General features: G+C 42.8%; 5 protein-coding genes. 4 read left to right on the forward strand and 1 reads right to left on the reverse strand.

Annotation, left to right across the window (positions count from 1 at the left end; genetic code table 11):
- The first annotated feature begins 249 nt into the window (after positions 1–249).
- Positions 250–3,390 (forward strand): type I restriction endonuclease subunit R, encoded by a 3,141-nt coding sequence (locus ABUA34_RS04435; RefSeq protein WP_349822900.1) that lies wholly within the window; start codon positions 250–252, stop codon positions 3,388–3,390.
- Between the two features lie 27 nt (positions 3,391–3,417).
- On the opposite strand, the gene ABUA34_RS04440 is transcribed toward ABUA34_RS04435, so the two are convergent.
- Positions 3,418–4,344 (reverse strand): site-specific integrase, encoded by a 927-nt coding sequence (locus ABUA34_RS04440; protein ID WP_349822901.1) that lies wholly within the window; start codon positions 4,342–4,344, stop codon positions 3,418–3,420.
- Between the two features lie 185 nt (positions 4,345–4,529).
- Between ABUA34_RS04440 and ABUA34_RS04445 the strand changes: the two genes are divergently transcribed.
- The 3 genes from ABUA34_RS04445 to ABUA34_RS04455 all read left to right on the forward strand — a co-directional run bounded on the left by ABUA34_RS04445 (position 4,530) and on the right by ABUA34_RS04455 (position 8,365).
- Positions 4,530–5,495, forward strand: a complete 966-nt coding sequence (locus ABUA34_RS04445; RefSeq protein WP_055273877.1) for an ROK family protein — start codon at positions 4,530–4,532, stop codon at positions 5,493–5,495.
- Between the two features lie 99 nt (positions 5,496–5,594).
- Positions 5,595–7,013, forward strand: coding sequence for a glycoside hydrolase family 1 protein (locus tag ABUA34_RS04450; RefSeq protein ID WP_349822902.1), 1,419 nt, complete (start codon positions 5,595–5,597; stop codon positions 7,011–7,013).
- A gap of 377 nt (positions 7,014–7,390) precedes the next feature.
- A complete protein-coding gene (locus ABUA34_RS04455) occupies positions 7,391–8,365 on the forward strand; it encodes an aldolase catalytic domain-containing protein (protein ID WP_015534020.1) in 975 nt (324 codons plus the stop codon).
- Positions 8,366–8,442: the final 77 nt, after the last annotated feature.

The raw sequence follows: 8,442 nt of genomic DNA on the forward strand, positions 1-8,442 counted from the left end.
CATCAGATACACCTCGCTGATATGTACTCCAGGCTACATTGTTCTCAACAGAAGAACACCTAGTCTAACGTAGCTTTTATGAAAACAACTACAATTTTCGTGGATAATTTTATCACAAAGCTTTCTGACATTGTAAGCAAAAATCCCTCGAAATCTTACTAGAAAAAATACTTTTTCCTCAAACAAAATATTGCAAAAAACTAAATCTGTGTCACAATAAAAAATATATAAAACATGGGGAGGACACACATGGGCTACAACAGTGAAAAGCAATTTGAAGATGATCTTGTGAAGATGCTGTCTGAGCAGAAGGGGTGGAAGGACGGCATATTAAATTATAAAACAGAGAAGGAACTTATCAGAAACTGGGCGGATATACTGTATGAGAACAATCGGAGTATAGACAGGCTTGGGGACTATCCTCTTACTGATGGTGAGATGGAGCAGATTCTTGAACAGATAAGGGCTCTCAAGACACCGCTCAGACTCAATGGTTTTATAAATGGCGGAACGGTACAGATTACCAGGGACAACGAGGCTGACGAGCATAATTTTGGCAAATTGGTGTCGCTTAAGATATTTGACAGGAATGAGATTGCGGCGGGCAAAACCAGATATCAGATTGCCAGGCAACCGAAATTCAGTGCCAAGAACGATATTTATCCAGATAGAAGAGGTGATTTCTGTCTGCTTATAAATGGTATGCCGGTTATACACGTGGAGCTTAAGAAAAGCATGGTTCCGATTTCGGAGGCTCAGTATCAGATATGTAAGTATCTTCATGAAGGCGTTTTTACAGGATTATTCTCATTGGTTCAGATATTTGTGGCGATGAATCCGGAGGAGTGTGTATATTTTGCCAATCCGGGAAGCTATGAATCATATAACGAGAAATTCTGCTTCCACTGGGCTGACAGCTATAATAATCCGATAAACAGATGGGACAAAATAGCTGAATTGCTGCTTTCGATACCGATGGCGCATGAGCTTATTGGATTCTATAGTGTTGCAGATCAGTCTGACAATGTACTTAAGGTTATGCGAAGTTACCAGTATTATGCAGCGAGCAAGATTTCCAAGCGCGTGAGCGAGATGAAGTGGAATGATCAGAGTATATATGGCGGTTATGTATGGCACACAACCGGATCGGGAAAGACTATGACAAGTTTCAAATCCGCACAGCTGATTGCCAATTCCAAGGATGCGGACAAGGTAGTATTTTTGATGGACAGGATCGAACTCGGTACACAGTCGCTCAGGGAATACAGAGGTTTTTCTGATGCTACTGATGATGTACAGGATACAGAGAATACCGAGGTATTACTGACAAAACTCAAGAGTGATTCTGTCAGGGATACACTTATAGTAACGTCTATACAGAAGATGAGCAGGATCAAGGATGAAGATGGCCTCAATGCCGCAGATATTGAGAAGATCAACAGGAAAAGAATCGTATTTATAGTAGATGAGTGTCACAGAAGTGTATTTGGCGATATGCTCTCTACGATAAAGTTTACGTTCCCAAGAGCTATATTCATCGGATTTTCAGGAACACCCATTCTGGAAATAAACAAGAAAAAGGATACTACCACAGCAGATGTGTTTGGAGATGAGCTTGAGGGTACCAGATATACAGTTGCAGATGGCATGAGGGATGGAAATGTCCTTGGATTCGATACGATACCACAGCCTACATATAAGGACAGGGATCTCCGGGAGGTGGTTGCTCTGGAGAAAGCAAAGGCCAAAAGTATCCAGGATGTAAAGGGCAATCCTGAAAAAGAACGCATATATATGCACTGGATGCAGGATGTTCCTATGGGGGCAGCTCTCGATGATAACGGCCGTGAGACGGAAAGCATAGAGGGGTGTATAAAGGACGTTCAGTACAACAGAGCTGAGCACAGGAAGGCTGTTGTAGACGACATACTTGTGAATTGGGATGTGCAGAGCCATTTTGGAAAGTTCCATGCCATGCTGGCAACAAGTAGTATTCCGGAGGCTATGGCATATTACAAGGAATTGAAGTCCAGAAATACCAACCTGAAATTCACAGCAGTTTTTGATCCTCATGATGACAACAGAGAGGGCAGCATTGAGAAGATAGACGGAATAAATGATGTCCTTAAAGATTATTATGATACGTTTGGAGTGAGATTTACTATACCGACATATGCATCGTTTAAGAGAGATGTATGTGCAAGGCTGGCTCACAAATCGCCATATGTGGCAATTCACAATGACAGTTCCAAGTGTCTTGACATCATTATAGTTGTAGATCAGATGCTCACAGGATATGATTCGAAGTGGCTCAACACTCTGTACATGGACAAATTTTACAAATGGACAAATATTGAGATGATCATACAGGCATTTTCAAGGACAAACAGGGTGTTTACGAAGGATAAGTCACATGGAATTATAAGATATTACAGAAGACCTTATACTATGAAAAATATTATAGAATATGCATTTGAGCAGTATTCAGGTAATAAAGCATATGGTGTGTTTGTGATGAAGCTTCCGGAGAATATACAGAGAATGAACATGTGCTTTAAGGAGATAAAGGATCTGTTTGCGTCTGCAGGAATAGATGATTTTTCCAGACTGCCATCAGATCCCACTGAGAGACAAAAATTTTCAAAGCTTTTCAGGGAGCTGAATAAGTACCTTGAACCGGCGAAGGTTCAGGGCTTTGTATGGGATAAGCTTACATATGAGGTTGAAGACTCAGATGGAGTAAGTGGTGTATATACAGTGGATTTTGACAAGGGAATCTATGATGCATTGCTTATGCGTTACAAGGAGCTGAGCCGTGGCGGAGATGGCGGCGGCGAAGACGCAGCTTATGACATAGACCCATATCTTATGTCACTTTCAACTGAGAAGATAGATGCCGATTACATGGACAGCAGATTTAAGAAGTATATAAAGACCCTTGATGAACATGCAGATGAGGCGACAGTGGATGCTGCGCTGAATGAACTCCACAGATCATTTGCCAGTCTGTCCCAGGATGAACAGAAGTTTGCGAATATAGTCCTGAAGGACATTCAAAATGGTGATCTGATTGTTCATGATGACAGAAGTGTGAGGGATTATATCGTTGAATATCAGGCAAGGGCAAAGAATGATCAGATACACAGAATGGCAGAAATACTGGGACTGCATGAGCAGAAATTAAGAGATATCATGGATAAGCATGTGACGGAGAATGATATTGATGCATTTGGACAGTATAATGATCTGGTACAGAGCGTCGACATAGATACTGCAAAGGCTTATTTTGATAAAAAAGAGGGTGAAGATATTCCTAAGAGAAAGGTCAGATCGAAACTTGATTCCCTTCTTAGAAAGTACATTTTGTCGGGAGGATTTGATATCGAATAAAGGGACTGACAGGCACATACGATAGTTTTAGTTCAGTCCTGACAGAAAACGCATGATCACATCGACATCCTTATTTTCAAGCTCCTGTATGATATGAATGTAGGTTTTCTGCGTTGTCGTCATACTGGAGTGACCAAGTCTCCTTGCTACGCTGGCTATGGATACTCCGGCAAATAATAACAGAGACGCATGGGTATGTCTGAGCCCGTGTATAGTAATGACAGGTGCATCAATTTCACGGCAGTGTCTGGCGAGAACATCGTTGACTGTGGAATTGTACACCTGTTTTTTTATGAATATAGGTTCGTCCTCCGGCATATTTTTCAGCAATCCGGCGAATTGTATGACGGTCTGCCAGTCCAGCTGTATTTTGCGTATGGACGATCTGTTTTTGGTAGGTAGAAATCCTCCATCTCCTTTGTAGTTCCATGTTTTGGATACGGAAACCAGCTGGCGTGAGAAATCAAAATCCTTTGGAGTCAGAGCCAGGGCCTCGGAGAAACGCATACCGGTTTTTGCCACCAGCAATATAAACCAGTCCCAGCTGACGTTGGTTCCCAGGTCCAGATTGGCGAGAAGCTTCTGGAGTTCAAACTGATTGAGATATTTCTGCTTTTTATCCTTTGGCGGCCGTCCCTTTATTATTGCTTTTCTGGTTGGATCTCTTTCTATCAGACCCTCATCGACGGCGTCAAGAATAGCGCATTTTATATGATGGTGAAAATCCATCGTTGTCTGGCGCTCGTGTTCGGCGGCATAGTTGTTAAGCAGCTGTTGATAGGTAATCCGGGTTATGTCGCCGATTTTGAGATCTGGGATAAGCCTGACAAGCCATTGATGAGCCATCTTATATTTGCTCATGGTGACTGGGCGTATTGCGCCTTGTTTGTATGTGGTTATCCACTGCTCATAGAAATCAGTAAACAACATGTCTGAATTTGTTCGTTGAATCATATATAAGTCCTCCTTATGAAAAAATAGTGCTGTCAGTCCTGTGTTTACTATACATGTTTGTAAATTTTTCTATAAAAAAAATATGAAAAACAATTGGCTAAATATCGGATAGATGGGATAATACATTAAGAATAATGTTACGTGTTCTGTCATCTGTCAGAGGACGTGTTATAGAGGAGGGACTTATGTATTTAGTATTTGATGTAGGGGCAACATTTATAAAGTATGCGTTAATGGACGATGAGGGCAATATATCGGGAAAGGGTAAGACTCCAACCGACAGATATGCCGAGGCTGGAACTCCGGCATTTGTGGCGCAGATCAAGAAGGTGTATGACGAGAAGGTACTGGACTGTGACATAACAGGAATTGCCATGGGGCTTCCTGGACAGATAGATGTCGAGCGCGGCATAGTGTACGGCGGTGGCGGGATCAAGTATCTTGATGGTGCACATCTTGGTGATCTCATATCAGAGGCATGCGGCGGTGTGTCTGTAGCCCTTGAGAACGATGGCAAATGTGCGGCTCTCGCAGAGTTGTGGCTGGGCAATGCCAGTACGGCTACAAATGCAGTAGTCGTTGTCGTGGGTACAGGAATCGGCGGTGGAATAATCATTGACAGAAAGATCCACAGAGGCAAGAGACTTCTGGCAGGTGAATTGTCATATGCCCTCATGAACATGACAAGGGAAGAAGCTGATAATGTCAGATGCTGTGAAGAGCTGACTGTTGAGGAGACATTTGAATATAACCCGTTCATGGTAACCTCAACATGTACTGCAAGCTCCATTACATACAAGGCATCCAAGATAATGCATATGAAGCCAGAAGAGGTGACCGGTGAGATGGTATATCAATGGATAGATGAGGGCAATCAGGAGATCATAGATATGGTTGAGGACTCATACTTCTCCATAGCAAAGCTCTGCTGTAACCTGTACATGACGATAGATCCGGATGTCATACTTATCGGAGGTGGAATGAGTGCCAATCCGAACTTTGTTCCGGGGGTTAAGAAGTATGTGGACAAGATAAGAAAGATTACAAAGACCTACGATGGCATGGTTATCGACACATGCAAGTTCCGCAATGATTCGAATCTTCTTGGCGCGTTGTACAACTATAAGCAGAAGTATGAGGGCGTGAAATAAAATCGCAATAAAACAAACGTAAGATGGAGATGAACTGGAACAGATGGTTCATCTCTTTTATAAATACTATTGAAAATGTAAATCCATGGAGGGAAAATTATGATAATCACAAAGAAACATGGACTCCCGGAGAATTTTCTCTGGGGAGCATCGACAAGCGCATATCAGGTTGAGGGTGCCAATCTGTCACACGGCAAGGGTCCAAGTGTGCAGGATATCAAGACAGTTCCAGTGGGAACAAGTGAGCTGGATGTGTGTGCTGATTTTTACCACAGATATGCAGAGGACATAGCCCTCATGGCTGAGATGGGATTCAAGACATTCAGATTCTCCATCGCGTGGAGCAGGGTCCTCCCAGAGGGAACCGGCAGAGTCAACCAGGAGGGAATTGACTTCTACAACAATGTGATAAATGAGTGCCTCAAGTACGGAATCGAGCCGCTTGTCACAATGTTCCATTTTGATCTTCCTGCGGCTCTTGAGAAAAAAGGTGGCTGGTCGAGAAGAGAGAGTGTTGACGAGTTTGTTGAATTTGCAAAGCTTCTCTACACAAATTATGGCGACAGAGTAAAGTACTGGCTGACTATCAATGAGCAGAACATGCTCACACTTGTGGGTGACGTGATCGGAACCTGCAATATGGAGGGCGTGACAAATAAATACAAGAAGCTTTATCAGGAGAATCACCACATGCTCCTTGCTCAGGCAAAGGCCATGAAGCTTCTCCATGAGATGTGTCCTGGTGCAAAGATTGGTCCTGCACCAAATATTTCACTGGTATATCCTGCCACATGTAAGCCGAAGGATGTCCTGGCAGCACAGAACTTCAACGCGATAAGAAACTGGCTTTACCTTGATATGGCAGTGTATGGAAGATACAACGACCTGGTGTGGAAGTTCCTTGAAGAGCATGACGCTATCCCTGTTATTGAGGCTGGAGATATGGATATCATGGCGCAGGCAAAGCCTGATTTTATAGGTTTCAATTATTATAACACTGCAACGGTTGAGTGGGATGACAGCCCGGTTGCTGTGACGGACTCAGAAAAAAAGGATCAGCAATCAGCCGGTATTGAGCCGGGGGTATACAAGGCGTATCCAAATCCAAATCTTCTTCGCACAGAGTTTGGCTGGGAGATAGACCCTGACGGCTTCAGGGCAACTATAAGAGAGATGTACAGCAGATATCACCTTCCTATGATCGTGACAGAGAATGGTCTTGGCGCATATGACAAGCTCACAGAGGACGGCAAGGTACACGACGACTATCGTATAGAGTACTTAAGAAAGCATATAGAGCAGATCAAGCTGGCAGCAGACGAGGGCGCAGAGATGATGGGTTACTGTCCTTGGTCAGCAATTGATCTCGTGTCCACCCACGAGGGAATCACCAAGAGATACGGCTTTATATATGTCAACAGAGATGAGTTTGACATGAAGGATCTTGCGAGATACAGAAAGGATTCCTTCTACTGGTACAAGAAGGTCATCGAGACTAACGGCGAGGATCTGAGCTAAAAATTATCCAGAAATCAACAATTTAGGCCTAAAAGATACAAAGTTCCAGAAAGTTGTATCTTTTGGGCTATATTTCGCTTGTTTAGGATAAAATTATCCTAAGACTTTGCTTTCCCTGCGAAAAAGGATAAAAACAGAATCACCAAAGATTGCATTTTTGAATAAAGTCCTTGCATTAATTTATTTATGTGCTATACTAAATAAAGTCACTAACATACACCAACGCGTTAAAGTGACGTAAGTTTAAACTGAGAAAAATATCTAGAAGATACAAATTGGAAAACAGATTTGTAGAAAATAAACTCAGAAATATCAGAGAGAAAAACAAAAAGAGAAAATCAAAAAACAAAATAAAAAACAAGAAGGAGGACACTATTATGATAGGCGGAGATCTGATCACCTACAGACCTGACATTCAGGTACTTGACGCAACAATAAGAGATGGAGGACTTGTCAACGATTTCTATTTTACTGACGAGTTTATAAGAGCCCTCTATGAAGCGAACATCAAGGCGGGGGTTGATTATATGGAATTCGGCTATAAGGCCTCCAAGGAAATGTTTGATGTGAACAAATTCGGCAAATGGAAGTTCTGCAACGAGGAGGATATAAGAGCCATCGTTGGAGAGAACAATACAGATCTGAAAATTTCAGTTATGGCTGATGTCGGAAGATGCGACTACAAGAAGGATATCATCGACAGAGCCGACAGTGTTATCGATCTGGTGAGGGTGGCGACATACATCAACACCATGCCTGCAGCCATCGAGATGATTGAGGATGCACATGCAAAGGGATACGAGACCACATGTAATATCATGGCAGTTTCAAAGGACCAGGAGTCGGATATCGATCTTGCCCTTGAGCTGCTTGGTAAGAGCAATGTAGATGGAATATACATTGTTGACAGCTACGGCTCACTGTACCCTGAGCAGATCAAGAAACTCGCGGAGAAATATGTCGCAGTTGGAGAGAAGTATGGCAAGAAGATAGGAATACATGCACACGACAACTTAAAGCTTGCCTATGCCAATACTGTTGAGGCAATGAGGAGTGGTGCGAGCATGCTCGATGGAACTGTAAGCTGTATGGGCAGGGGCGCAGGAAATTGTGCGCTTGAGCTTCTTCTTGGATTCCTCAGAAATCCAAAGTACAACCTGTACCACATCTTGAAGTTCATAGAGCAGTACATGGTTCCGCTCAAGGCAAAGGGAGATGCAGTATGGGGCTATGATGTGCCATACATGCTGACCGGAATGCTGAATCAGCATCCAAGGGAAGCCATCGATTTCATCAAGAATGAGAGACATGATTATGCAGATATGTACAGCTACCTTATGTACAGAGAGTAACATGCGGATTGTGGAACAACATATTTTACACTGTAGAATATGTGTAGCCGATAGAGATGCATAGTACAACATATATA

Source organism: Coprococcus sp. RTP21428st1_C9_RTP21428_210409, from assembly GCF_040227395.1.
Classification (GTDB): domain Bacteria; phylum Bacillota; class Clostridia; order Lachnospirales; family Lachnospiraceae; genus Coprococcus; species Coprococcus aceti.